Annotated in this window: 31 protein-coding genes and 2 pseudogenes; 19 read left to right on the top strand and 14 right to left on the bottom strand. The window is 38.4% G+C overall.

Annotated features, from left to right (window positions below):
- The first annotated feature begins 63 nt into the window (after positions 1-63).
- The 3 genes from ANA_RS28120 (at position 64) to ANA_RS05305 (ending at position 1,169) form a co-directional block, all read left to right on the top strand.
- Positions 64-192 (top strand): hypothetical protein, encoded by a 129-nt coding sequence (locus ANA_RS28120; protein ID WP_256380196.1) that lies wholly within the window; start codon positions 64-66, stop codon positions 190-192.
- 7 nt (positions 193-199) lie between these two features.
- The gene (msrB, locus tag ANA_RS05310) at positions 200-694 is read left to right on the top strand and encodes a peptide-methionine (R)-S-oxide reductase MsrB (RefSeq protein WP_015079026.1); all 495 of its coding nucleotides are present in this window, start codon (positions 200-202) and stop codon (positions 692-694) included.
- Positions 695-830: 136 nt separating this feature from the next.
- A complete protein-coding gene (locus ANA_RS05305; protein WP_015079025.1) occupies positions 831-1,169 on the top strand; it encodes a hypothetical protein in 339 nt (112 codons plus the stop codon).
- A 246-nt stretch (positions 1,170-1,415) separates the two neighbouring features.
- Here ANA_RS05305 and ANA_RS05300 read toward each other — a convergent pair whose 3' ends face one another.
- The 3 genes from ANA_RS05300 to ANA_RS05290 form a co-directional block, all read right to left on the bottom strand.
- The gene (locus ANA_RS05300; RefSeq protein ID WP_015079024.1) at positions 1,416-2,177 is read right to left on the bottom strand and encodes a phycobilisome rod-core linker polypeptide; all 762 of its coding nucleotides are present in this window, start codon (positions 2,175-2,177) and stop codon (positions 1,416-1,418) included.
- A gap of 228 nt (positions 2,178-2,405) precedes the next feature.
- Positions 2,406-3,134, bottom strand: coding sequence for a phycobilisome rod-core linker polypeptide (locus tag ANA_RS05295; protein WP_015079023.1), 729 nt, complete (start codon positions 3,132-3,134; stop codon positions 2,406-2,408).
- 140 nt (positions 3,135-3,274) lie between these two features.
- Entirely contained in the window at positions 3,275-4,018 is a 744-nt protein-coding gene (locus ANA_RS05290) for a phycobilisome rod-core linker polypeptide (RefSeq protein ID WP_015079022.1), read from the bottom strand.
- A gap of 80 nt (positions 4,019-4,098) precedes the next feature.
- Here ANA_RS05290 and ANA_RS27375 point away from each other — a divergent pair, with 80 nt between their 5' ends.
- From ANA_RS27375 to ANA_RS24140, 3 genes are read left to right on the top strand one after another with little or no spacing between them, the layout of a single operon-like run.
- A complete protein-coding gene (locus tag ANA_RS27375; RefSeq protein ID WP_168654215.1) occupies positions 4,099-4,242 on the top strand; it encodes a hypothetical protein in 144 nt (47 codons plus the stop codon).
- Between the two features lie 32 nt (positions 4,243-4,274).
- Entirely contained in the window at positions 4,275-4,418 is a 144-nt protein-coding gene (locus tag ANA_RS26435; protein ID WP_158310506.1) for a hypothetical protein, read from the top strand.
- A gap of 32 nt (positions 4,419-4,450) precedes the next feature.
- On the top strand, positions 4,451-4,627 hold the full coding sequence (locus tag ANA_RS24140; protein WP_235081952.1) for a hypothetical protein: 177 nt from the start codon (positions 4,451-4,453) through the stop codon (positions 4,625-4,627).
- Here the strand turns inward: ANA_RS24140 and ANA_RS05285 are convergent, their stop codons facing one another.
- The 8 genes from ANA_RS05285 to ANA_RS05250 form a co-directional block, all read right to left on the bottom strand.
- A complete protein-coding gene (locus tag ANA_RS05285) occupies positions 4,628-5,464 on the bottom strand; it encodes a phycobilisome rod-core linker polypeptide (RefSeq protein ID WP_015079021.1) in 837 nt (278 codons plus the stop codon).
- 37 nt (positions 5,465-5,501) lie between these two features.
- On the bottom strand, positions 5,502-6,101 hold the full coding sequence (locus tag ANA_RS05280) for a HEAT repeat domain-containing protein (RefSeq protein WP_015079020.1): 600 nt from the start codon (positions 6,099-6,101) through the stop codon (positions 5,502-5,504).
- An 85-nt stretch (positions 6,102-6,186) separates the two neighbouring features.
- A complete protein-coding gene (locus tag ANA_RS05275; RefSeq protein WP_015079019.1) occupies positions 6,187-7,017 on the bottom strand; it encodes a HEAT repeat domain-containing protein in 831 nt (276 codons plus the stop codon).
- Positions 7,018-7,033: 16 nt separating this feature from the next.
- The gene (locus tag ANA_RS05270; RefSeq protein WP_015079018.1) at positions 7,034-7,273 is read right to left on the bottom strand and encodes a phycobilisome linker polypeptide; all 240 of its coding nucleotides are present in this window, start codon (positions 7,271-7,273) and stop codon (positions 7,034-7,036) included.
- A 49-nt stretch (positions 7,274-7,322) separates the two neighbouring features.
- On the bottom strand, positions 7,323-8,183 hold the full coding sequence (locus ANA_RS05265) for a phycobilisome linker polypeptide (protein WP_015079017.1): 861 nt from the start codon (positions 8,181-8,183) through the stop codon (positions 7,323-7,325).
- Positions 8,184-8,517: 334 nt separating this feature from the next.
- Positions 8,518-9,006, bottom strand: a complete 489-nt coding sequence (gene cpcA, locus ANA_RS05260) for a phycocyanin subunit alpha (protein ID WP_015079016.1) — start codon at positions 9,004-9,006, stop codon at positions 8,518-8,520.
- 82 nt (positions 9,007-9,088) lie between these two features.
- Entirely contained in the window at positions 9,089-9,610 is a 522-nt protein-coding gene (locus tag ANA_RS05255) for a phycocyanin subunit beta (protein WP_015079015.1), read from the bottom strand.
- Positions 9,611-10,227: 617 nt separating this feature from the next.
- Positions 10,228-11,163, bottom strand: a complete 936-nt coding sequence (locus tag ANA_RS05250) for an RluA family pseudouridine synthase (protein ID WP_015079014.1) — start codon at positions 11,161-11,163, stop codon at positions 10,228-10,230.
- Between the two features lie 226 nt (positions 11,164-11,389).
- Between ANA_RS05250 and ANA_RS05245 the strand changes: the two genes are divergently transcribed.
- From ANA_RS05245 to ANA_RS05190, 13 genes and pseudogenes are all read left to right on the top strand, one after another.
- Positions 11,390-12,430 (top strand): response regulator, encoded by a 1,041-nt coding sequence (locus ANA_RS05245; RefSeq protein ID WP_015079013.1) that lies wholly within the window; start codon positions 11,390-11,392, stop codon positions 12,428-12,430.
- 247 nt (positions 12,431-12,677) lie between these two features.
- On the top strand, positions 12,678-12,902 hold the full coding sequence (locus ANA_RS05240) for an AbrB/MazE/SpoVT family DNA-binding domain-containing protein (protein ID WP_015079012.1): 225 nt from the start codon (positions 12,678-12,680) through the stop codon (positions 12,900-12,902).
- Positions 12,899-13,291, top strand: coding sequence for a type II toxin-antitoxin system death-on-curing family toxin (locus tag ANA_RS05235; RefSeq protein ID WP_015079011.1), 393 nt, complete (start codon positions 12,899-12,901; stop codon positions 13,289-13,291). The genes ANA_RS05240 and ANA_RS05235 overlap by 4 nt, the downstream gene beginning before the upstream one ends.
- A gap of 196 nt (positions 13,292-13,487) precedes the next feature.
- Positions 13,488-14,072: a Uma2 family endonuclease gene (locus ANA_RS05230; RefSeq protein ID WP_015079010.1), complete on the top strand. Its 585-nt coding sequence runs from the start codon at positions 13,488-13,490 to the stop codon at positions 14,070-14,072.
- Positions 14,073-14,081: 9 nt separating this feature from the next.
- Positions 14,082-14,318, top strand: a pseudogene (locus ANA_RS27370) (site-specific integrase); the annotation flags it as partial.
- Between the two features lie 318 nt (positions 14,319-14,636).
- Entirely contained in the window at positions 14,637-15,473 is an 837-nt protein-coding gene (locus ANA_RS05225; RefSeq protein ID WP_015079009.1) for an EcoRI family type II restriction endonuclease, read from the top strand.
- Between the two features lie 12 nt (positions 15,474-15,485).
- Positions 15,486-16,502 (top strand): adenine-specific methyltransferase EcoRI family protein, encoded by a 1,017-nt coding sequence (locus tag ANA_RS05220; RefSeq protein WP_015079008.1) that lies wholly within the window; start codon positions 15,486-15,488, stop codon positions 16,500-16,502.
- 321 nt (positions 16,503-16,823) lie between these two features.
- Positions 16,824-17,141 (top strand): DUF433 domain-containing protein, encoded by a 318-nt coding sequence (locus ANA_RS05215; RefSeq protein ID WP_015079007.1) that lies wholly within the window; start codon positions 16,824-16,826, stop codon positions 17,139-17,141.
- Between the two features lie 42 nt (positions 17,142-17,183).
- Positions 17,184-17,543 (top strand): DUF5615 family PIN-like protein, encoded by a 360-nt coding sequence (locus ANA_RS05210; protein ID WP_015079006.1) that lies wholly within the window; start codon positions 17,184-17,186, stop codon positions 17,541-17,543.
- Positions 17,544-18,062: 519 nt separating this feature from the next.
- A pseudogene (locus ANA_RS05205) lies at positions 18,063-18,991 on the top strand (IS982 family transposase).
- A gap of 202 nt (positions 18,992-19,193) precedes the next feature.
- Positions 19,194-19,433 (top strand): hypothetical protein, encoded by a 240-nt coding sequence (locus tag ANA_RS05200; protein WP_015079005.1) that lies wholly within the window; start codon positions 19,194-19,196, stop codon positions 19,431-19,433.
- Positions 19,420-19,845 carry a type II toxin-antitoxin system VapC family toxin gene (locus ANA_RS05195; protein WP_015079004.1) on the top strand — a complete coding sequence of 142 codons (426 nt, stop codon included), beginning with the start codon at positions 19,420-19,422 and terminating at the stop codon, positions 19,843-19,845. Before ANA_RS05200 ends, ANA_RS05195 begins: the two co-directional genes overlap by 14 nt.
- Before the next feature lie 79 nt (positions 19,846-19,924).
- Entirely contained in the window at positions 19,925-20,737 is an 813-nt protein-coding gene (locus ANA_RS05190) for an Rpn family recombination-promoting nuclease/putative transposase (RefSeq protein WP_015079003.1), read from the top strand.
- 204 nt (positions 20,738-20,941) lie between these two features.
- Here the strand turns inward: ANA_RS05190 and cobA are convergent, their stop codons facing one another.
- Genes cobA through ANA_RS05175 form a run of 3 tightly spaced genes read right to left on the bottom strand, consistent with a single transcriptional unit; the run spans position 20,942 to position 22,866 of the window.
- Positions 20,942-21,697 carry a uroporphyrinogen-III C-methyltransferase gene (gene cobA, locus ANA_RS05185; protein WP_015079002.1) on the bottom strand — a complete coding sequence of 252 codons (756 nt, stop codon included), beginning with the start codon at positions 21,695-21,697 and terminating at the stop codon, positions 20,942-20,944.
- Positions 21,690-22,502: a sirohydrochlorin chelatase gene (locus ANA_RS05180; protein ID WP_015079001.1), complete on the bottom strand. Its 813-nt coding sequence runs from the start codon at positions 22,500-22,502 to the stop codon at positions 21,690-21,692. The genes cobA and ANA_RS05180 overlap by 8 nt, the downstream gene beginning before the upstream one ends.
- On the bottom strand, positions 22,486-22,866 hold the full coding sequence (locus ANA_RS05175) for a DUF4359 domain-containing protein (RefSeq protein ID WP_015079000.1): 381 nt from the start codon (positions 22,864-22,866) through the stop codon (positions 22,486-22,488). Before ANA_RS05175 ends, ANA_RS05180 begins: the two co-directional genes overlap by 17 nt.
- Between the last annotated feature and the right edge of the window lie 49 nt (positions 22,867-22,915).

Here is a 22,915-nt window from a genome sequence, read left to right as displayed (position 1 = left end):
ACAGGTACAATTTGGACATTTAATTATCAAATATTAATAAAAACCTGTTTGGAGAAACTCATCGTGGTAATTAGTATTACATATTCTTTTTCACTAAGCAAGACGTTTTTAGGTGATTTTCATCAATTTCTCCTGGAGGATTTAGAAATTTATGGGAGTTTCTTGGTCATGGAAGCAAAAAATAGCAAATAATAGAATAATGAACAAACGCCATTTTTTGCAAATCAGTACAGTTTTAATCGGTACAGCCTTTTTTTCCCGTTATATCAATTGGAGTTCAGAATCTATGGCACTTTCTAATCCAGAGTTTACAGTGACAAAAACAGAGGAAGAATGGAAGAGTATCCTCACACCAGAACAGTTTCGGGTATTGCGGAAACATGGTACAGAACCCTCCCATACCAGTTCTCTCGATAAGCAATATGAACCTGGTACTTATGTCTGCGCTGGGTGTGGACAAGCTTTGTTTACTGCTGATACTAAGTTTAATAGTGGTACTGGCTGGCCAAGCTTTTTTAAACCCATAGAGGGGGCGATCGCTACTACTACAGATAGAACATTTTTCATGACCCGAACTGAAGTCCATTGTAGTAATTGTGGTGGACACTTAGGCCATGTTTTTAATGATGGACCAAAACCAACTGGTCTCCGTTACTGTATGAACGGTGTATCTTTGCAGTTTACACCTGCGTAGATCACTAATACGGTTCACTTTTTAAACTCTCTCAAGGGGTGCAAACCCCTTGTTTTATTCTGTCAAAAGCAGGAAATTGGAATATAGCAGGTAGAGTTTACATAAAATTGTCGAAAACAAGGATAAGGATTAGATAATGCAAGTTCTCAAAAGATCCATCAAACCAGAAAGTTATATATCGTTTCTCCACATTTACCAAACTACTTGGGGGACTGCTGGTGATATTTGTTTAGTTCGGGAATCTGTAGCTGAATCTAGTGCATCTAAGTTTGTGGGTCGCAGAATTAAATTAGCTCTCCCTAAAGGTATGGAACGTGATTACTTAGTGAATATTCCCATCATTAAAATTGCAGGTTACGTAGGTGAAGGGCATCCTAAAGATCCCCAGTCTGAATGGGAGGCTTATGATGGTATAGATCCAGAAATAGCGATCGCAGTTTTAAAAATTTGGGACTTCAAGTTAATTGAGTTATAGGAGATTCTACCTCAAGATACACCTTTAAAGGCAAAAAAATTCCTGTTTGCAAAAACTATGGGAAGCAGGGCAAAAAATTGAGAGTGCGTCAAGAATTATCTTCCTAACGCACCCTATAAATTGAAATTTTTTTGGTAGACTTAGTACACAACAGCGGAAATTAACTAACTATTAAAAATAACTAAAAGCAGATATTACCAGCTTTTTTAATTTTTAATAATTAATTTTTAATTCCGCCTTGCGCTACTAGCGTTTACCACGGTAAGGAACAGCATTGAGGTAATCAATGTCAAAAGAAGATAACTTTTGAGCATAGTTACCTTTACCAGATACAGAAGCAGCCATATCTGCAAATTTAGCAGGATCGCCTTCTTTTAAACGCTTTGCTTTTGCCTTAGCAGTGTAGAAGTTTTCCAAGGTAAAGCGCCAGTCGGTTTTGACTGTACCGGCTGTTTCTTGGAAGTCGGCACCGTAACGAGGAGTTACCAAGTTAAAAGGACGATCTACAAACCGCTTGCGTTGGTAAGGTACGGTATTATCACCAAAGTTTTGGGTGTATTCTGCGCTGTCTAATAAAACATCAACAAAGCCGCCAAAGCCCTTGTTACAAATAACAATTGACCAAGCAATTTCTTCTTTTTTATTGTAAGCACAACGACCCAATAAACGCTTGAGGGTGATGTCTACTAAACGGTAGTTGTTGTTAACAGAGACAACTAAACGATAGAAAGCTTCAGATTTAGCTAAACCCCGGATAAAGTCACGAACTGACAAAGAACCGTTTTTAAGTTGAGACTCTAAAGTAACTTGACGGTTAAACTTGAGAATTTCATGTTCGCTGAAAACTTGACGATAAGCAGCCCAAATGATGTTTGTCATGTCAGTGTAAGAACTAACATCTTCAATCCGATAGATATAAGGTGTATCTTCATTTTGGTCAGCAACGCCAAAGCTGGCCACCCGGTGATTTTGACTACTTGGATTGTATTGAAGTAATGGCAATGCCATATTAATTTTCTCCTTTTATGATCAAATTAAACAAAGAAAGATTTCGTTCTAGAAATACCCCGCCCAGAACTGAAGTTTAGGGCTAATAACTAAAGTCCGTTAAAACGGACTATAAACTTTTTTTTCAGTCGTCTTGAGACGACTTTTGCTATTAGACATGGCTACGCCACGCAAGCTATCAGAATTCATTCTGAGGCGGGGTTACTTACTTATTTTCCCCTCAAAAGGCTAGTAGATATCACTAATTCCTAACCAATTGAGAATCAACAAGAAAGTAATGCCTGCGGTTATTACCAGTAATACAGCAGACAATGCCCCCAAATCAACATTTTGCCCAGAGCCTGGGTAGAAACCTCCACGCCATTGACGAAGATACGGCCATTTTTGGACAATACCTGCCCGGTCACGATAATCAGCACCATAGCGGGGAGTAAAACTGATTGGGCGGTCTGTGGTCATCCGTTTGCGTTGATAGGGTACGGTATACTCGCCAAAGGCTTGTTCATACTCACTACTATCAATCAAAACATCCACAAATTTTCCCCAACCTAAAGTAGCAATTTGAATTGACCAGGCAATTTTTTCTTGCTCATTGTAGGGAGAACGACCTAAGATCCTTTTCAGGAACATTTCTACCAACCGATAGTTGTTATTTGGTGTCACAACTAGCTGATAAAATCGCTCTGATTTCACCAAACCACGAATGAAGTCTTTAACCGTAATTGACCGATTTTTGAGTTGAGTTTCTAAGGTAATTTGGCGGTTAAATTTGAGAATCTCCTGTTCGTTGAAGACTTGGCGATAAGCAGCCCAAATTAGTTGTTCAATTTCGCCGGCAGAGTTAGCATTTTCAATGCGGTAGATATAAGGATTGTCCTCGTTAATATCTGCCGTACCAAAGCTGCTAACTCTTTGGTTTTGAGTTGTAGGTTTGTATTCAAGTAAAGGAATTGCCATTTTAAAGAACCTGCCTTTTGGTAAATTTGGCATTTCAAAATGCTCTAATACTTAGCAAACTAACTAAAATTAAAATCCTTAAAAAAATACAAACGTTATCACTTTTGTAACCGAGATTACCCAGCTAGTTAAAAAACTATCTAGCGTCCGGGAAACCCAGCACTAGGACTAATAGAAACAGGGATACCTGTTGATGTCGTTTCCTTGGTAGTGTTAGGAATTTGGATATTGGCAGTGCTAACTGGTGTGTAAGTCACTGTTTTAATCTTAATGGAATTTGCCATATCCAAAAAGTTTTTAATGTCACCCCATTTATAACGAGCTTCTTCAAGTTGGTCGCGCCAGTAATCGCTGTATCGTGGTGTTACCAAATTAAAGGGTCTATCCTTATAACGTCGTCTTTGGTAGGGAACGATATTTTCCCCAAAGTTGCTTTGATATTCTTCAGAATCGAGCAAAGCGTCAACAAAACCACCCCAACCTTTGGTAGCAATCACAATTGACCAAGCGATTTCTTCTTTGTTGTTGTAAGGTGCGCGACCTAATAACCGTTTCAGCCCAATTTCTACTAATCTGTAATTAGAATTACTCTGAATTACCAAACTTTGGAAAGCGTCAGATTTAGCTAAACCCCGGATAAAATCGCGGACGGTAATAGCTTTGTTTTTTACTTGGGATTCTAAATGAACTTGGCGATAAAATTTGAGAATGACGTGTTCGCTAAAAAGTTGCCGATAAGCAGCCCAAATTAATTCTTCTACTTCTCCACCAAAGGCGTAGTCTTCGATGCGGTAAATTGTGGGTGTATCTTCGTTGGGAACTTCATAACCAGAAACGCGCTGGTTTTGAGAACTGGGTTTGTATTCTAGTAAAGGTATTGTCATGTTTGTCAGTTGTTGGTTGTTAGTAGGGGCGAAGCATTTGGAAGATAAATTATCGGTCATTGCCAAAAATAGTTCTCCAAATGCTTCGCCCGTACAGTTGTTGGTTGTTAGTAGGGGCGAAGCATTTGGAAGATAAATTATCGGTCATTGCCAAAAATAGTTCTCCAAATGCTTCGCCCGTACAGTTGTTGGTTGTTAGTAGGGGCGAAGCATTTGGAAGATAAATTATCGGTCATTGCCAAAAATAGTTCTCCAAATGCTTCGCCCGTACAGTTGTCAGTTGTTAGTAGGGGCGAAGCATTTGGAAGATAAATTATCGGTCATTGCCAAAAATAGTTCTCCAAATGCTTCGCCCGTACAGTTGTTAGTTGTTAGTAGGGGCGAAGCATTTGGAAGATAAATTATCGGTCATTGCCAAAAATAGTTCTCCAAATGCTTCGCCCGTACAGTTGTCAGTTGTTAGTAGGGGCGAAGCATTTGGAAGATAAATTATCGGTCATTGCCAAAAATAGTTCTCCAAATGCTTCGCCCGTACAGTTGTTGGTTGTTGGTTATTTTTACCAATTACCAATTACCAATTACCAATCACCAATCACCAATCACCAATAACTAATTTTTGGCGTTAGCAGGAATATAACGATAAGGTAAAGAAACTGCTACAGGTTTAATTGTGGGTTGTTCTTGATGATCTCTGCTTGTATCAGGGATTTCGCTGCTACTAACAAAAGATTGGGCAGTGGCCAAACTCCGTTGGTAGTTGCATTCGTTGGTAATAATAGACCCAGCCATAATGAAGAAGTTGGCAGGAATTGCCCGACGGATATCTGCTGTAGTTAGTTGTCCTGATGTGCGGATGCTATAGTAGGAACGGCCAGCCATTTCGCGAATGTTTTGGGTATCGCGCCAGTCAGAACCATAACGGGGGTTAGCCAGGTTAAAGGGGCGTGAACCAAAACGACGACGTTGGTAGGGGACAACATCATCACCAAAGTTATCTAAATACTCGTCTGATTCTAATAAAGCATCTATAAAACCGTGTAAACCTTTGGTCGCAATGACAATTGACCAAGCGATTTCTTCGGCTTTGTTGTAAGCAGCCCGGCCTAAGAACCGTTTTAAGGTGATGTCAACTAAGCGATAGTTGGAGTTGGTATCTGCTACTTGGGTGCGGTAAACCTCTGATTTACCTAAACCCCGGATAAAATCACGCAGGGTAATTGCCCGATTTCGCAGTTGTGATTCTAAAGCGGTTTGCTTATAGCTGGCTAAAATCAGGTGTTCGCTGAAAATTTGGCGGTATGCAGCCCAGATGATGCTATCAATATCTTGATCTGAGGTAGCCCGATCTAAGCGATAAATAGTTGGGGTGTCTTCGTTGGGGACTTCATAACCTTCTACTCGCTGGTTTTGCGATTTGGGCGCGTATTCTAGTAGTGGTATTGACATCTTTACTTTTACCTTGTTATATGGTATATAAATCAGTTTACTGGCTACAGGCCAACTGAACGCGAGCGCGAACTGCTTTTTCAGGATCGTTAGTCAGCATTAATTGAAATTTAGCAAGAATAGGCGATTGGACTAGAGCTACTTTTGCTAAAGCTTGTAATCCAACAATAGCAGCATAACGAATTGACCAGTCTGTATCTTCACAGATAAAGAGAAGTGTCTCTAGGGCGCGGTTGATGGCTATTTGACTGGCGGAAATGTCTAGCTTCTGCCAATGTAGATTTCCTAGTCCCTTAGCAGCGGCACGGCGAACACTGGGGGCAAAATCAGTGAGTGTTGTAGAGATGAGAATATCCAAAGCACGGGGATCTGCGATCGCTGCGAGAGTGCGAATCGAATAAGCCCGTGCGCCATAGTTATAATCATCAATTTGGTCTAGCAATTGTGGAACTGCTATTCCTCCCAACTGCGTCAATGCTGCTGCTGCCACTATGGCTGCTTCTGGATTGTTATAACCAAAGACAGCAATTAAGGTCGGAATTGCCGATGGATCTTTGGCTGCTGCCAGATTTTTAACTGCTGTCACCATCTGGGAAGGTGTGTCTGCTACGGTAATAGCCCGAATTAGTTCATCCATTTTTCCGTTGTCAGTGGTCAGTGGTCAGTGGTCAGTGGTCAGTGGTCAGTAGTTTTACAACTGACAATTAACAACTGACTACTGACTACAAGAGTGAATCCATGAGATTCATGACTCGGATAGCTTGTTCAGAAATACCAAAAGTATCAGACTGTTTTGGCAGTTGATACTCTAATAATCCTTTCAAAGCGATAAGTTTAAAGCTATTTTCCACTTGCGCTTGGGCGATCGCTTCTGCTGCGGCCAAATACCCAATTGCCCCCAAGTCCCCCAAAACAACGCGGCGCATTTTCAAATCACCTGTGGCCAAAGTTGTCACTAATAACTCACCATAAATAGAGTCTTGTGTCAGTTGGTACATGGCTCTGGCGGCGGAGCATTGCAATCGAGGAACTGAATGCTTGAGAAAAGGCTGAACAAGGGAAGTAGCCTCAGTTGCACCCATAGCTCCCAAGGCTTCTATTACTGCTGTATAGGGCTGGGTAAGGTGGGGAAAACCAGGTACTTGTACAGCAGCCTCAACTCCCCCATCTAGCAGTTTTATCAGGGCTGGTAATGCGGTTTTATCTCCAAGCATAGCTAAAGATTGGGCTGCTGCTTCGCGGACATAAAAATCAGCACATTCTAAACACCTAATCAAACCTGGTACGGCTTTTAAATTGCCTAATTTACCAAGCGCCCTGGCAGCATTACGCCGTAAGGGATAACCACCCAGTTCGGTTCTGTCAGATTCATCCTCTAGCGCAGCAATGAGCGCGTCTATGGCTTCTGGCTGACGAACTCGGAACTTACCCAACCACCAAGCAGCATAATAGCGGAGACTTAAATCTGATGATTGCAGGTTAGCAATAGCTATCTCTGGTGTCAGATTTGGTGCATTCTGGGCAGAATATTCTTCTCCACTGGTTTCTATCATTGCCAGGAAGTTATACTTATTCTGCTACTGTCAAAGCTTCAATTTTGACGATTCTGCCACCTAAACGGCTAATCCGCTGCATTTCTTCAGTCATGCGTCCGTAGGGTACGGTAATAAATACGCTACCACTGCGGCGAATGTCGAATTTATTTTTGTCGGTTTCTTGGTTTTGCTTTAAGCCGACAACTTCGTAACGAAACACGCGGCTGGCAGATGAAGAAACACTACTAGCACCAAGTGTGGTTTGACCGAACATTACTTCTATATCTCCTATGATGAGTTTTGTCGGTGAATAGCACCGGATCTTACGTAGAAATTACGCTGACAATTTTGCCGCCAACTCTCTGAATTTGCTGCATTTTGTCTAGAAGGCGCTCGTAAGGGACAATAAATACTGTGCTGCTACGGCGCACACTGGGGTATCCAGGATTGCGAATGCCTGTAACTTCAACACGGTAAGTGCGATTCGATTGTCCTACGGCATTACCGAGATTTTGCTTAGGAGCGTTATCCGCAGATACACGGAAACCCCAATTATCGTTACTACCAGATGGGCCAACAACTGAGGAAGATTTATTACTAGCTAATTCCCGCGCTAAACGAGATTTAGAACCTTCTACTTGAGCAGTATCGCTGTTGGCATAACCACGATATAAACGGAACATCCGCGTAAAACCAGCGGCACTTTGTCCTGCTTGAAAATCAAAACCGCGATAGTAGGGAACAACACTTTCCCCAAAGCTGTTTTGATATTCTTGAGAATCAATGTAGGAGTCAATTTCCGCGTCGTAACCTTGGTTAATATATAAGTCTAAGTGATAAGTTACTTCGGACTCATTGTATGGTGCGCGACCCAACAAATGTTTATAGTTGAGTTCAATTAACCGAGTTTGGAAACTGTTGTAGAAGAATTTAGCTTTGTAGAGTTCTGATTTAGCCACGCTGCGAACAAACTCGCGCACGCTTAAATTCCCATCGCGGAGAAGTGATTCTGCACCAATCAAACGATCTGATGCCAATATATAATCATTCCCTAAGACTTGCCGATAAACGGCACGAATTACCGCTTCGACTTCTTCGCGGCTGGGGTTAGGGCGCAGTTCAACTCTGCGTGCGTCACTAAAAGGCTCTGTTCCCAGTCTGGAAGCTGCTGTTGTAATTGCCATATTTTTCCCCTTTATTGTGCCGAATTTTGGCTGAATAAAGCTTGGTCAGTGGTCAGTGGTCAGTTGACTATTGCCTCTTGCCTCTTGCCTCTTGCCTCTTGCCTCTTGCCTCTTGCCTCTTGCCTCTTGACCTATTTTATTTGTAGATAAAACTATGCCCGGAGCTAGATCCAATTGCTAGGTGAACCAGAGTGATCATGTACGGTCTTAACGTCACTTAATTCCCCGTCGGAATATTTTCCAACTTACGCAGTGACTCCCCATGAATAACTGGCAAACCCCTTGAGGGGTAACTCCATCTAACAATTGTATCCCTCTCCGGGCATGACGCTATCTAGCTAAGAGCGTTGATTGCGTAGTCAATGTAGGTATTAGCTTCGTTAGCAGCTTGACCGCTCAAACCATGACTAGCTTTGATAGATTTCAAAGCTTCTACGTACCAGCTAGGAGATAAGTCGAAAGCTGCGTGCATTTCAGTCAAACCAGCAATCAAGAACTCATCCAAAGGACCTGTTCCACCAGCAACTAGGCTGTAGGTGATGATGCGGAGGTAGTGACCAACGTCACGAGCGCATTTAGCTTTACCACGGCTATCAGCTGCAAATTGATTGCCTGGTGTAGAGGTGGTGTAAGGGAATTTGCTGTATACAGCACTGGTAGCGCCGTCAATTAATTTTTGAGCGTTAGCTGTCAAACCACGAGCAGCTTCCATGCTGGCAGCAGCACGAACTAGACGACCATTAACTGCTTGTAATTCGGTGTTGCTTAAAAAGCGTCCTTGGGTATCAGCAGATGCGATTGCTTCGGTAATTGGTGTTTTCATTGGTGAAAATCTCCTAGATAGTTTCTTGCTTGTTTTACTGGGAAAAGCTCAATTAAGATTCGAGCTAATTTGTAATGAATTGTTAGGCAACAGCAGCCGCAGCGCGGTCGAAGTAGCTTGCAACTTCAGAAACCAAAGAACTGCAATCACCTTTGGTGATACCGTTAGGATCGTTAACGATAGCGATCGCTGCTTCTTTCATTTTACCAACACCAACTGCTACGGAAGAACCAGGAGTACCCAAAGCTTGGTATGTTTCGCGCAAACCATTTAAGCAACGGTCATCAAGAACACTAGCATCACCAGCGATCGCTGCGTAGGTTACATAGCGTAAAATGATTTCCATGTCGCGGAGACAAGCAGCCATACGACGGTTGGTGTAAGCGTTTCCACCAGGAGCGATCAAGTTGGGTTGTTCTTCAAACAAAGAACGAGCCGCGTTGGTAACGATAGCGGAAGCGTTGCTGGTAATGCGGTTAACAACATCTAAACGCTTGCTGCCGGAAGCTACAACTGCGGTTAAAGCATCTAGTTGTTCGGTGCTGAGGAATTCGCCTCTAGCGTCAGCTTGGGAAACAACTTTGGAAAATACATCTAATGTCATGGACTCTAATCTCCTAAATTACTTAGTTGAGAGATGTCTAAATTAAAACTAATTTGGATCTGTTCGCAACGGAGTCAAATCAAAGCGTCTCTCATTCTGTCCTCTCATCTACTAGTTTACAGTTTACAAACCAGAAATTATGAGAGTCAAGGGGAATTTTTTGAGAAACTGGCAAACCTGCTGAATTGCCTGCTTTTTTCAACTTTCTCCTGTTGTTTAACCCCTACAGTTTATGTTTATACAATGCCATAGAGCCATTATTTGTTACAAATTATGAATAAATAAGATCATCGCCTACAAACTAGCTCAAATCCTTTATATACAAGGATTACATCTGATAAAAAGTCAATATTTTTGTTGCACAACTTTACATTTTTTGACAACAATCGCAATATTCAGCAGTTAAAGATTGTTTTAATTTTCCAGAAACTCACTATCATAAATGGATTACAGCAGTTTTTTGTTGTATAAGTTTTAGCTAAGTTTTGTTAAGAATTGTTAAATTTACATTCTTAAATATTTGGAAAACCTGCTACTTTTTCCCCCCAGGGGGGATATAAATACTAAAAAAGCTATATTCACAAATTGAGAATAAATGGCTATTTTTGCAGAAATTCTTAATAAAGACCACTACGACGGCGCAACACTTCCAGTAAAGTTGCAAAGCTGCGGGGAAGGGGTGCTGTCACTTCCACCAAATTTCCAGCAACGGGATGTTGTAGCTGGAGTTTCCAAGCGTGTAATGCTTGTCCTGGCAAATTTACGCCGAGGGAATGACCAGAACTATAAATGGGGTCGCCAACGAGAGGATGACCCATTTTGGCACTGTGGACGCGAATTTGATGGGTCCGGCCTGTTTCTAGTTGAAAGTGAATTAATGTGTAATTTCCAAAGCGTTCTTTTACTCGCCAATGGGTGACAGCATTACGTCCACCATCTTCTATAGAAACAATGGCCATTCTTTTGCGGTCCTGGGGATTGCGACCAATGGGTAAGTCTATGCTTCCGGTTTCTGTTTTGGGGACTCCGTAAATTAAACCTAAATATTCTCTTCTGGCGGTTTTTGCTTGTAGTTGTGCTTGTAGATGTTGATAAGCCAGGTCTGTTTTAGCGATCGCAATCGCTCCCGTTGTATCCTTGTCCAAACGATGGACAATTCCCGGACGCTGAATGCCACCAATTCCCGGTAAATTGGGACAGTGTGCCAAGATAGCATTAACTAAAGTTCCGTCAGGATGGCCTGGTGCGGGGTGAACAACCAAACCGGCGGGTTTATTGATAATAATTAACTCGTCGTCTTCATAGAGGATGTCTAGAGGAATATTCTCGGCGCTTATTGCTAAAGGTTGAACGGTGGGAATTTCGAGGGTAATGAGATCGCCTGTTTTCAGGTTAATCTTCTTAGATGTGCAGATGAGATTATTAATTTGGACATGACCCTGTTCTATTAACTGCTGGATGCGAGAACGGGATAAATCTGATAACTCTTGGGATAGGTAACGATCTAGGCGATCGCTATTTTCGGTAACTTGGATATTATTAATTGCAGACACGATTAGGTATTGGGTGATTTAAGAAACATTGAGCTTAAAAATTAGAGGTGTTCGGGTCAAACCTCTAGACTTCATTTTTTCATATTATGTTTAACATACTTTTTTATTTCTCTAAAAAATCTATAGTAACCTAAAAGTAAGAATTCAAGAATTAGAATTTAAAACCTTTGTAAAATCCAGTAATTAAATGATCATGAGAGAAAATTTTAATGATCAATCTCAGAGTATGAATACAATTCCGATTAGTAGATATAGATTTTTCCAAAAGCTACAACCAATTACTTTATTAAAGAAGATTACTAATAATTCTTTTACTGGTTGTTTACAAGTCTTTAGCGAGTCGGGTGCATGGTCAATATATATGGATCAGGGTAAGTTAATTTACGCTGGTTACTCTGAGGAAATGTTTGAACCTCTTTACCGAAATTTACAGCAATTAAGTCAGCAAATTTCTACTCTTCCTATGGGTATCAACGAACAGGTACGGATGATTTTTGAAAAAGATATTGAGAATCAATCAATCCCCAATCCAGATTACTTAGCAATTTGTTGGTTAGTTGATCAAAAATATATTAGTCACGTCCAGGCTGCTTTGCTGATTGAAAAATTGGCGCTGGAGGTTTTACAACCATTACTGAATTTAGAATATGGCAGTTATGAATTTGTTCCTCATACTTTTTTAGATAATCTGCCTAAATTTTGTCATTTGAATTTAAGAACTTTAGTGGAACAATCTCAATCAGGGGTAAAGGTTGATGTTCAGGAAAATTTGAATTTTGAAAATCATTATCAGTCAAATTTACATAGCACATCTCAGGAGCAATTACCCAAAAATAATTCTGAGCAAGTTGATTCTGAACCACATATAAATCAGCCGATTAACCCTCAAGTTACTGCTAGAAAGAAATACAGTATTTTGGGTGTGGACGATGATTATAGCATATTAAATGCTGTGGAAAATTTTTTAGATGAGCAAATATTTTCTGTGCTGAAATTCATGGATTCTTCCCAAGCTTTAATGGAAATTCTGCGAGCGCAGCCAGATATAATTTTACTAAGTGTAGAAATGCCTAATTTAAATGGCTATGAAATCTGTTCTTTATTACGGAAGCACACGCATTATAAAAATACTCCTGTGATTTTGATGACTGAAAGAATGGGATTAAGAGATAAAGCCAAAGCTAAGTTTGTGAAAGCTAATGGTTATTTAGAAAAGCCTTTTTCCCAAGGAGATTTACTGAAAATAATTTTTCAACATATTGTGTGAAAATTCAGTATTCAGGTTAATAAACCCTGACAGGATGACAATACCTATCAATAAAAGGTTATCAAATTTAGCTGCGTAACAGCTTACAATCGGGAAATATTGAGGATTACATTTATCCAGTGTAATCTTCATCTATCACTAAGTGACTGACTAAAGTAAAAAACCACATCTTCAAGGAACTAATATGGGGTGGTTCATAAAATATGTTATTACAATAGTATTACTCTGATAAAGAAGCTATTAACTTATGTACACCTTAAAAATTCGTAGAGTTGGAAATTCCTTGGGCTTAACATTACCTAAAGAAGCCCTGGAAAAACTTAAAGTTCAAGAAGGAGACAGCGTATTTGTCACTGAAACCCCAGCAGGTGTTATGATAACTTCTTGTAATCCTGATTTTGAAAAAGCAATGGAAGCCTACAAAAAAGTCAGCACAAAATACAGAAATGCACTTCATGAGTTAGGGAAATGAATGGAATTTTCTGGTTAGATGAAATAATTGTTACAGCTATACATGAAGACCAATTAATACAGCATGGTGGTCTTGCAGGTGTGCGAGATAACAGTTTGTTTGTAGCTAGTTTAGATAGACCAAAGAATTTACTTGCTTATGGTCAACCTACACCCAGTATATTTGATTTAGCAGCGGCTTATGGTTATGGATTTGCTAAAAATCATGCTTTTATAGACGGTAATAAACGGGTAGCTTTCGTAGTAATGGCTATCTTTCTGGAATTAAATGGATATTCGTTGGATGTTCCAGAACCGGAAGTTGTTTTAATAATGGAACGACTAGCAAACGGTCAAGAAAGTCAAGAAACCATATCAGAATGGCTTCAGGAAAATTCTATTCAATATTAAAGGGTATTTGTAGTTTACCAGACTATTATTTCCACATTTCCAGGGGGGTAAATTCACGGGTTCGGTAATCAGCAAGTTACCAGATTGATCAATTTTTCCTTTGAGTTTGTATGCTTGCATGATGTTTTTCATGAGACTCTGTTTTTATATTATCTCCCGTTGAGCAAAATTCAATCTCTAAATTTGGGTTTAAATTATGATAACTACACTCATTGAACGAGAAGCAGAACCAATTTTAATTAGCGACTTAACCTGGAGAGAATTTAAAGCTGTTGAACAGCTAATTGAGCGCCCAGGGTTAAGGTTATCCTTTTTAGATGGAGTTTTAGAGATTCGGAAAATGCCAGGGAAAAAACACGAAACTATCAAAGAACGTATTGGGGCTTTACTAGAAATTTATTTAGAGTTTTTGGAATTAGATTTTACTCCTACTGGTTCTGTTACTTTAGAAAATGAATTTGAAAAAGTTAAAAAAGAAGGTGATGAATCTTATGAATTGGGAGCGAATAGAAAACGCCCTGATTTAGTGATTGAGGTGGTTATTAGTAGTGGAGGAATTGATAAACTGGAAGCATATAAACGGTTACAAATTCCTGAAGTTTGGTTTTGGATTAATGATGAATTATTGTTTTATAGTTTAGGAAATGAGGGGTATGAAGCTGTTAGTAAATCGCAACTTTTACCGAGTTTAGATGTAGATTTATTGATGGGTTGTATTAATATAGAAAATCATGCTCAAGCACTGCGGGAATTTAGAGCAGGGATAAAAGTTACAGGATAAAAATAACAGAATCTTCAGGGAATAGCGATGAAAGCAGCAGCAGATAATTTAGGTCATACTGTTGATGAACATACAAAGACTTATCAAAGATGATTTGGGATGGAAAATAGGAAAAAAGCCTTTGGTGAGGTAATTAGTCAAAAGTCGTTAATTGAGTTGCAGAAAAATGAAATATTGGCGTTAAGGATGGAGAATGAAAGGTTGAAGTTGGAGGTGGAAAAGTTTAAATTTTTGGAGAATGTCTAACAATCCAATAGTGCTTGAGCCTGATCACATCTTGTACCTGCTCTAGCAGTTTTTTAGGACGTTGTTCCATAGGACATTATACAGAAAAATTCTGGATAATACCAAGGGATATACGGAAAAATTCTATATAATCTCATTACACGGGTGTATTATGCAGACAAATTCTGCATAACTTGACAAGAATCGCCTGTAATGTTTACTAGATACCTGTATTCAAAAGTGTTATACAGAAAATTTTTGTATAATACATAGTCATACATAAAGAGAACAAAGTACCAAAAGTTTTAAGTAAAAATGAGGTAATAGTAAAGAAACAATATGTCTAAAAAAAATCAATCAAAAAGATTAACGAATCAACATAAAGAGTCTCAAGGTGTAGTTGGTATATTTGGAAAGGAAGCAAAGTCCCACGATATAGCAGTTGGACAAATTTCACGCCTTGTAATTAAACAGCTTGAAAAGGAATTTCCTCAATTATCTTTTAAATACAAAACAAGCATAAGTAAAAAAGAAATAAACGAAGCGTTACAGAAACTTGATTCACAATTAGGACAAACACTTTTTGTGCCAAATTCACGTATTAAACCTGATGGTGGAATAATTCAAGTAAAAGACGATAACGGTAATTGGAGGGTGGTGCTTGTAACGGAAGCTAAACATCAAGGGAAAGACATTGAAAATATCCACAAAGGAAAACTAGTTGGTACAGATAATAATCAAGACTTGATGGCTGCTGGTAATGCAATAGAAAGATCTCATAAAAACATATCAGAAATTGCTAATTTTATGCTATCTAAATCCCATTTTCCCTACATCTTATTTCTGGAAGGGTCAAATTTTCTAACTGAAACTATTTCAATTAAAAGACCTGATGGAAGGGTGGTAACTCTTGATTATGATTCAGGGATGCTAAATAGATTAGATAGATTGACCTCTGCAAATTATGGAATGCCAATTAACACTAATTTGTGTAAAAATAAATTTGTTAAGCATCATGATAAAACAATTATGCTTCAAGCAGCTTCAATTTATACACAAGGAAATGGAGAAAAATGGGATGCAAAAAAAATGTTTGATATTATGATTGAAGTGTCTAAGTCCTCTCTTAAGGCATTAGGTAGTGAAATATTTAACCAAATTACCAATAACGAATAATACGGGTTGATAATGGCAAGAAAAGTACAGCACTCTTTGTTGAAAAAAGCAAAACAAAACAAAAATGACGAGTTTTATACACAGCTTTCAGATATAGAAAATGAGTTAAAACATTATAAAAGTCATTTTAAAAATAAAGTAGTTTTTTGTAATTGCGATGATGCTCGGATTAGCAATTTTTTTAATTACTTCGCATCAAATTTCGCAGAATTGGGTATTAAAAAATTAATAACAGCTTGTTATAGAAAACAAGAAAGGGATTTGTTTAATACCGAAGAAGTTGAAAATGGTTTTTTCTTTGAATATACAGGTGTAGAGGGAGAAAGAATTAAACCAAGTTCAACTGACATCGTTCATTTTAAAGGTGATGGCGATTTTCGTAGTGCTGAAAGTATCGAACTATTAAAGCAATCCGATATTGTTGTTACTAATCCTCCATTTTCATTATTTAGGGAGTATGTGGCTCAATTAATTAAATACGATAAAAAATTCTTAATAATTGGCAATATTAATGCTATCACCTATAAAGAAATATTTAAGTTAATTAAGGAAAACAAGGCGTGGTTAGGAATAAACCTTGGTAGAGGTATTTCAGGTTTTATTGTCCCCGAACACTATGAACTCTATGGCACAGAGACTAGGATTGATAGCTCTGGAAATAGAATAGTTTCTCCAAACAATTGTCTATGGTTAACTAATTTAGACACTTTTAAACGACACGAAGGTATTACTCTCACAAAGAGATATTTTGGAAACGAAATTGAATATCCCCATTATGACAACTATGATGGTATTAATGTGAATAAAACACAAGACATACCATTAGACTACAAAGGATTTATGGGTGTACCTATAACATTTCTACATAAATTCAATCCCGATCAGTTTGAAATAATTAAATTTAGAAAAGGGAATGATGAAAAAGATTTGTCAATAAATGGAAAATGTCCATATTTTAGGATTCTAATCAAGAATAAACGAATATTGACTGAATTATCTAACAATAGAGGAATACCACAAGTGCGATAGCGAAGCGCTGCTGCAAGCAGTTCACTTGATCCTGTAGGGTGCGTTAATGAAATGTAACGCACCTTACAACTTCACCGTTAAACATCTTTGGGAAAAGCGATCTCGCTCAAAATCCATTGTCTTGTGCTTCCTTAACTGGGATTAACTGCGATCGCTAATATTAGTGCGATCGCAGATCTTGTAGGTTGGGTTGAGGAACGAAACCCAACATTGATATAATAATATTAGTCGGTTTTAGTATTGGCGATGCCCTTGGCAACCACTTTGTGGTATCGCTTATTTTCAAGTTAGGATGAAATAAGCGAGAGAGATTTTGTTGTCATGAATAAGAGGACTCAACTGCTCGAAGTAATTGCAGCTTTACCAGAGGAATTAGTTGACCAAGCATTGAATTACGTGCAAATGTTGCAACATCCAATTCAGATTACACCTGGAGTTTGCGGGGGACAAGCGCGAATTAGAAATACACGAATTCCCCTATGGACTTTGGTATCATATCGTCAACAAGGTGCGCCGGATGAAGAATTATTGGCAAATTATCCTGGATTGACTGCGGAAGATTTAAGTGCAGCTTGGCATTACTACGAACAAAATCCCGAACAAATCGATCAAGAAATTGCCCAAGATGATTTAGTTTAATGGCATTACAATTTTACAAAACATGAAAATTTTCCGATCGCAATGGTAAACTTACTCAGATCGGAGGGACACGATGTATTAACTTCCTACGAAGCAGGTCAAGCAAATCAAGGGATTCCTGACGATGTTGTTTTGCAGTATGCCACAGCGACAGGTCGCATTTTGATTACGGAAAATCGCCAAGATTTTATCGATCTACATCGCACTGCACCAAATCATGCTGGCATGATTATTTTTAAACACGATCGTGATTATGCGGGGAAAGTCAAGACAATAATTGATTTTTTGGATGAGGATAGTCGAACCTTAGAGAATCGTTTGTTGCGGGTTATGAAGCAAAATATAAAAGCAGTCGGACAGATTTTTTTCGTACAAGAGTATGGTAGAAATGGTGAAGATTAAAATTAAAATGTTGGGTTGCGCGATCGCTTAACCCAACCTACGATTTTTGACTAATTGAAGTTCCAAATAAAACCTGAGTGTGATCGCTGATCTTGTAGGTTGGGTTGAGGAACGAAACCCAACATTAACGATATAATATCTAAAAAAGAACTGAAAACTATAAATTAACTGAAAGGGCGATAACATCTTACACCGGCTCTAATAACTTTTTGGGGCGTTGCTCCATATCGTTGGTGTTTTTTCAATATCCGTTCGCGCCCCTGATGGCGAAGCTGTTATGCTGAACCTACCTGAGTTCGACGTAAGAGAATAACTTACAAGTGTTGACTGGAAAGAGTTTCAGGATTAAATAAATTTTTAGCGGTTGTCAATAATTTTCGGTTGTTGACAATTGATTGGGAATAAATAATATAAATTGTAAATTTTTCTTAAAAACCATTAAATAACATTATTAATCATTCTCAAGATTGCACCAAAGATTTAAGAATAAAGTAGTTGTTTGAGCAAGGAAAATGGACAATGGAATTAGAACAATTATTTTGTGCAATAGATGATTTCTGTTGGGATTTTGAAGCAAAATTGAACTCAGAACTAATTTCGAGCCAGTCACAAAAAAGAAAAAGAAAAAGTCGCTTATGTTTAAGTGAAGTCATGACTATTATTGTTCATTTTCACCAATCAAGTTATCGTAATTTTCAGGACTATTATCAAAAAAGCATTTTAACAAACTACCACAGATATTTTCCATCTTTAGTGAGTTATAATCGCTTTGTTGAATTAATGCCTGATGCTTTACTGCCTTTAATTTGTTATCTTAATAGTCGAAAAGGTCAATGTAGTGGCATCTCTTTTATTGACAGCATGGGTATATTTGTCATAATAAAAGAGCAAAAAGAAATAAAGTTTTCCGTGGCTTATCGGGCTGGGGCAAGAGTTCTGTGGATTGGTACTTTGGATTTAAACTTCATTTAATTATTAATGAACAAGGCGAATTATTAGCTTTTCAAGTTACTCCCGGAAATGTTGATGACCGGAAACCAGTTCCTACTTTGGCACAAAATTTATGGGGAAGACTTTTTGGAGATAAAGGATATATTTCTAAAAGTTTATTTCAGAAACTATTGGAAAATGATGTGAAATTAATTACTCCTTTTAAGAAGAATATGAAGAATAAATTAGTTGAATTGTGGGAAAAATTTATGTTAAGAAAAAGAGCTTTAATCGAAACTGTCAACGACCAACTATGGCTACGCCACGCAGGCTATCAAAATATTTCCCAAGTTGTTCATTCTCGTCATCGCAGTATTTCTAATTTTATGGTTAATATTATTGCGGTTCGGCTTCGCTCACCGACCACTGGTTTAATTGCTTATACTTGGCAAGATAAAAAACCTTATTTAAAATTAGATAAACATGAAGTAACTTCTCTACCAGCTTTATTAATTTAATTATTTTCATGCAATTAAATTATGAGTCCAAAATATTCAATTTTGGATTGTTTTCTCTTGTTTATTTATTGTCAACAATCATTGCTAATTGAGAAAAGCCTGATATAATTAGTTTTCAGGATGATTATTTATATCGAACTCAGGTGGTTTAGTAAAAACATTTGTTGCTAAACTATAATCAGGGAAACACCAAAATCAAATTATGAACTTAAATACAATTCAACAAGATATTGCGTCTCTTCCTCCCGATGCACAACAAATCATAGTCGAACTCGTAGAAGTCCTAAAAAAACGCTACCTTCAGAATCAACAGAAATCCTCAGAAAATTCCTTGCAAGACTGGTCAGATTTTATCGGTTGCATAGGAGCTGAAACAGACCTCTCTAAAAACCATAAAAACTACTTAGACCGTGAACTTAATCAAAAATATGATCATAGTTGATACAGGCTTTTGGTTAGCTCTTGCTAATAAAAAAGATGCAGTTCATATATCCGCCAAAAAACGATTTCAAGATTTAGCTAATCAGAAATTTATTACAACCTGGTGTGTCGTCACAGAAACGTGCTATCTATTAGAAAAAAGAGTAGGAATAGATGCTCCAAAAATCTTTATTAATAAAATTTCCACAGGAAAGCTACAAATATTTGATCTCAAACAACATCATTGCCAGCGTATTGAAGAACTAATGGAAAAATATAAAGATTTACCGATGGATTTAGCCGATGCCTCTCTCGTTATTCTGGCAGAAGAATTAGGTCATGGACAAATTTTATCAGTTGATTATCGAGACTTTAACACCTATCGCTGGAAAAATACAGAACCCTTTGATAACCTATTTCATGAGTTTTTATGACTTAGTACCTACATCTCGAACATGAAGCGATCGCTAATCCTGTAGGCTGCATTAATAAAATGTAATAAACCTTTTTAAAATGAAAACAGACAGCATATTTTACCGATTGTTTCAAGAAATACCTAGTATATTTTTTGAACTGATTGGTAACTCTCCCCAACTAGCCGAACTTTATCAATTTTCATCAGTTGAAGTCAAACAAACAGCCTTGAGAATAGATGGAGTTTTCTTACCTAACCAAAATACAGATAACCCCATCTACTTTTTAGAAGTACAATTTCAATCAGACAAGGATCTCTACCATAGACTTTTTAGCGAAATATTTCTTTACATTCGCCAAAACAACCCCAAAAATCACTGGAGTGCTGTAGTTATCTATCCAACCCGCAGCATAGATACACAAGATATTCAGCATTATCAGGAATTTTTTACGAGTCAACGAGTTAGAGTTATTTATCTCGATGAATTAGCAGAAACAACATCTTTACCCATTGGTATTGCTACAATAAAACTAATCATCGCTAACCCAGATAATTCCATTACCCAAGCTAGAGAATTAATCACCAGAACTAAACAAGAAATAGATTCTCAACTGCAACAGCAACAAGTATTACAAATCATCGAGACAATTTTAATTTACAAGTTTCCAAGAATGAATAGGGAGGAAATAGAAGCCATGTTTGGATTAAGTGAGTTAAAACAAACCCGATTTTATCAAGAAGCAAAAGAAGAGGGAATAGAAGAAGGTGAACACAAAGCCAAGTTAGACGCAGTTCCTGGTTTGATAGCATTGGGTTTAACTAGAGAACAAATCGCACAGGTTTTAAATTTAAGTTTGGCAGAAATTAGCGAGATTATTCAACAACAGAATATCAACACAAAGGACAAATAAAAAGGATGTGTAAGAGGATGTTTGAAAAGTTTTGAATGTATAAATTGACCCCTCTCCAAACCTCTCCCCGACGCGGGGAGAGGCTTTGAAAACCCCATTCCCTGGTAGGGAAGGGGGGCAGGGGGGTTAGGTTTTTGGAGATTATGGGTTTCATCTGATACTTTATGGCTAACGCCACGCTTCGCTATCAAACAACCTCTAACCCTAACCAAACTTTTCCTGTACAGAATCAGATAATATACCGTGCATTTTAACGACTGCACCAATTACAGCTATTGCCGGTGCAAGAAATCCCTTTGCTTCCACTTGTTCTACAATTGTCCCCAATTCACCAATTAATTCTTCCTGTTCTGGCCGAGTTCCCCAGCGAATTAAAGCAATAGGTGTATCTAAACTCAACCCAGCTAGAGTAAACTGTTCAATAATGTAGGGTAAATTGTGAATACCCATATAAATTACGATAGTTTCCGAACCGTGCGCTATGGCTTGCCAATTTACCTGGGGTTTATACTTACCGGCGGATTCATGCCCAGTTACAAAAGTAACAGAAGAACTATAAAGACGATGGGTTAAAGGAATACCAGCATAGGCCGCTGCGGCGATTCCTGATGTAATCCCTGGCACAACTTCCACGGAAATCCCGGCGGCTACTAATTCCGCCATTTCTTCACCACCACGACCGAAGATAAAAGGATCACCACCTTTAAGCCGAACAACTATGGCATTATTCTCCGCTTTCTCAATCAGTAATTGGGTAGTGACTTCCTGTAACAGTGAATGTCTACCCATGCGTTTACCCGCATTGATTTTTTCTGCTTCAGGATTGATCATTTCCAGCACTTCTGGACTTACCAAAGCATCATAAATAACCACATCTGCACAGGCTAATAAACCCTTTCCTTTGAGAGTCATGAGTCCAGGATCTCCAGGTCCAGCACCAACTAAATAAACTTTACCCAAAAACTTTGTCCTCTTCTTTGATGAAATTCTCGATTAAATTCGCAAATTCTCGACTTGTTCCTAATGGTTGTGCGAGTTGAAAACTGACTGATGGAAATTGTAATTTTAGCGTTTCTACTGCCAGAGCGATCGCATCAGTTATCCCACCTGTAAATAAAAAATAGGGGAAAATCGCAATTCGTCCATAACCAGCGGCTATCAATTCCTGTACTCTGACTTCTAAACTGGGAGGGACAGACCAATAAGCTGTAACTGCGTCCACCGTAGCTGCTATATTTTCCACAGGGGTATGAGAACCAGCCCGTCGGCTACCATGAGCCAAAATAATAGATACATCTGCTTTAATCGTAGTCATCATCCCCGCGAAAAACTTTTCTAAACCAGGATAACTACCAATATAAGGACGCAATTCTATTGTCATTCCTTCAGTTATAGCCTGTTCTGCAAGGGCGATTTCTGCGGGAATATCAGTCATGACATGAAATCCCGGTAACAAAAATAGGGGGATAATTTGCACCCTTTGACAACCAAAAGCCTGAACACGATGAGCAAAATCTTGAATTTGCAGGTGTAAAGGTTGGATATTAGCCTCTAGGGTAGCAACACCTACGAAATTTTCACCTTGGGGTAATATCTCACTTAACATTCCCGCTAATTGCTGCATAGCAATATCTGGACGAGGATCACGACTCCCATGAGACACTAAAAGATAAGCTGTAATTTTATTAATTTGCATATTTGGGGATTGGGGACTGGGGGACTGAGAAACACAGGAGAAAGATGCTAATTTATTTTTCTTCAGCATTGTAAGTATAAAATTGATTCAATGCTCCCACTGTTTCAAATTTGTATCCTGGTATCCAAGAATCAAGTTTGATTTCCGTGCGGTAAATACTAAAGATTATATAGTCTTGTCGGTTAGTTGTGGTGGTAATCAGTTCTTTGATGTGTGGTGTGGCGGATTGAAGCAATTCTTGACAATTAACTTTGATTAATTTTTCCAAGAAACTTGGTGTTTTGTGACAGACATCAGCTTCTAAATATGTTGTCAGCTTTTGAACGGCATATTGTTCATATTCACCCTGATTGGGGTTAGTTTTCGCCATAATTGCTCCCAGGACGGTAACGCTCGCTGCTCCTACACATATAAGAATAGTCAAAGGTTTCATATTCTAGCCTGAACTGGTATATTTATTAGTCTTTTAAACACTACCAAGA

It is taken from the genome of Anabaena sp. 90, assembly GCF_000312705.1.
In the GTDB taxonomy this organism is placed as follows: Bacteria; Cyanobacteriota; Cyanobacteriia; order Cyanobacteriales; family Nostocaceae; genus Dolichospermum; species Dolichospermum lemmermannii.
This window is presented reverse-complemented; position numbering and strand designations above follow the sequence as displayed.

Coding starts and splice junctions, on each gene's coding strand:
- msrB (WP_015079026.1), top strand. CDS start 200: ATGAACAAACGCCATTTTTTGCAAATCAGTACAGTTTTAATCGGTACA.
- ANA_RS05305 (WP_015079025.1), top strand. CDS start 831: ATGCAAGTTCTCAAAAGATCCATCAAACCAGAAAGTTATATATCGTTT.
- ANA_RS05300 (WP_015079024.1), bottom strand. CDS start 2,177: ATGGCATTGCCATTACTTCAATACAATCCAAGTAGTCAAAATCACCGG.
- ANA_RS05295 (WP_015079023.1), bottom strand. CDS start 3,134: ATGGCAATTCCTTTACTTGAATACAAACCTACAACTCAAAACCAAAGA.
- ANA_RS05290 (WP_015079022.1), bottom strand. CDS start 4,018: ATGACAATACCTTTACTAGAATACAAACCCAGTTCTCAAAACCAGCGC.
- ANA_RS27375 (WP_168654215.1), top strand. CDS start 4,099: ATGCTTCGCCCGTACAGTTGTTGGTTGTTAGTAGGGGCGAAGCATTTG.
- ANA_RS26435 (WP_158310506.1), top strand. CDS start 4,275: ATGCTTCGCCCGTACAGTTGTCAGTTGTTAGTAGGGGCGAAGCATTTG.
- ANA_RS24140 (WP_235081952.1), top strand. CDS start 4,451: ATGCTTCGCCCGTACAGTTGTCAGTTGTTAGTAGGGGCGAAGCATTTG.
- ANA_RS05285 (WP_015079021.1), bottom strand. CDS start 5,464: ATGTCAATACCACTACTAGAATACGCGCCCAAATCGCAAAACCAGCGA.
- ANA_RS05280 (WP_015079020.1), bottom strand. CDS start 6,101: ATGGATGAACTAATTCGGGCTATTACCGTAGCAGACACACCTTCCCAG.
- ANA_RS05275 (WP_015079019.1), bottom strand. CDS start 7,017: ATGATAGAAACCAGTGGAGAAGAATATTCTGCCCAGAATGCACCAAAT.
- ANA_RS05270 (WP_015079018.1), bottom strand. CDS start 7,273: ATGTTCGGTCAAACCACACTTGGTGCTAGTAGTGTTTCTTCATCTGCC.
- ANA_RS05265 (WP_015079017.1), bottom strand. CDS start 8,183: ATGGCAATTACAACAGCAGCTTCCAGACTGGGAACAGAGCCTTTTAGT.
- cpcA (WP_015079016.1), bottom strand. CDS start 9,006: ATGAAAACACCAATTACCGAAGCAATCGCATCTGCTGATACCCAAGGA.
- ANA_RS05255 (WP_015079015.1), bottom strand. CDS start 9,610: ATGACATTAGATGTATTTTCCAAAGTTGTTTCCCAAGCTGACGCTAGA.
- ANA_RS05245 (WP_015079013.1), top strand. CDS start 11,390: ATGAATACAATTCCGATTAGTAGATATAGATTTTTCCAAAAGCTACAA.
- ANA_RS05240 (WP_015079012.1), top strand. CDS start 12,678: ATGTACACCTTAAAAATTCGTAGAGTTGGAAATTCCTTGGGCTTAACA.
- ANA_RS05235 (WP_015079011.1), top strand. CDS start 12,899: ATGAATGGAATTTTCTGGTTAGATGAAATAATTGTTACAGCTATACAT.
- ANA_RS05230 (WP_015079010.1), top strand. CDS start 13,488: ATGATAACTACACTCATTGAACGAGAAGCAGAACCAATTTTAATTAGC.
- ANA_RS05225 (WP_015079009.1), top strand. CDS start 14,637: ATGTCTAAAAAAAATCAATCAAAAAGATTAACGAATCAACATAAAGAG.
- ANA_RS05220 (WP_015079008.1), top strand. CDS start 15,486: ATGGCAAGAAAAGTACAGCACTCTTTGTTGAAAAAAGCAAAACAAAAC.
- ANA_RS05215 (WP_015079007.1), top strand. CDS start 16,824: ATGAATAAGAGGACTCAACTGCTCGAAGTAATTGCAGCTTTACCAGAG.
- ANA_RS05210 (WP_015079006.1), top strand. CDS start 17,184: ATGGTAAACTTACTCAGATCGGAGGGACACGATGTATTAACTTCCTAC.
- ANA_RS05200 (WP_015079005.1), top strand. CDS start 19,194: ATGAACTTAAATACAATTCAACAAGATATTGCGTCTCTTCCTCCCGAT.
- ANA_RS05195 (WP_015079004.1), top strand. CDS start 19,420: ATGATCATAGTTGATACAGGCTTTTGGTTAGCTCTTGCTAATAAAAAA.
- ANA_RS05190 (WP_015079003.1), top strand. CDS start 19,925: ATGAAAACAGACAGCATATTTTACCGATTGTTTCAAGAAATACCTAGT.
- ANA_RS05180 (WP_015079001.1), bottom strand. CDS start 22,502: ATGCTGAAGAAAAATAAATTAGCATCTTTCTCCTGTGTTTCTCAGTCC.
- ANA_RS05175 (WP_015079000.1), bottom strand. CDS start 22,866: ATGAAACCTTTGACTATTCTTATATGTGTAGGAGCAGCGAGCGTTACC.